The 803-nt window shown below is 59.0% G+C and carries 1 protein-coding gene; it reads right to left on the reverse strand.

Annotated elements, in window-relative coordinates:
• A partial coding sequence (locus ACWKV9_RS27730; protein WP_483839293.1) for a type III PLP-dependent enzyme domain-containing protein occupies positions 1-803 on the reverse strand: 803 nt, incomplete at both ends.

Raw genomic sequence — 803 nt, forward strand, 5'->3', positions numbered from 1 at the left:
AGGCTGGACAAATAATCGTTAAAACCAAACTCACGCACTACCTCGACTGTACCGTCGAGTTGTTTCACTGCGATGGACGGCATTTTCAGGCCGTTGAACCAGTTCTTCTTGACCATGGTGTAACCGGCCGCGTCCACGAAGGACAGGCGGTCGCCGATGGCCAGCGGTTTTGCAAACTGATACTCGCCAAAAATATCCCCGGCCAGACAGGATTTGCCGCAGACCATGTAGGTGTGTTCGCCTTCGCTCGGCGCCAGTTTGGCGTCCAGGCGATAGATCAGCAGATCGAGCATGTGCGCTTCGATAGAGCTGTCGACCACGGCCAGGTGCTTGCCGTTGTAAAGCGTGTCGAGCACGGTCACTTCCAGCGAGGCGCTCTGGGTGATCGCCGCTTCGCCGGGCTCCAGATAGACCTGAACGCCGTATTTCTGCGAAAAGGTTTTCAAACGCGCGCAAAACGCGTCCAGCGGATAGTCGTCGCCAGTGAAATGAATCCCGCCGCCGAGGCTGACCCACTCGACCTTGTGCAGCAGATGGCCGAAGCGCTCTTCGATGGTCCCCAGCATCTGGTCGAACAGGGCGAAATCGCCGTTCTCGCAGTTGTTGTGGAACATGAAGCCGGAAATGTCGCCCAGCACCTGCTCGATCTTCTCCGGGTCCCACTCGCCCAAACGGCTGAACGGGCGCGCCGGATCGGCCAGCAGATAGTCCGAACTGCTGACCTGCGGATTGACCCGCAAGCCCCGCACCGTGCCGGCGCAGGCCTCGGAATAGCGCTGCAACTGGCCGATGGAGTTGAAGAT

The sequence above is a fragment of the Pseudomonas corni genome (genome assembly GCF_057128765.1).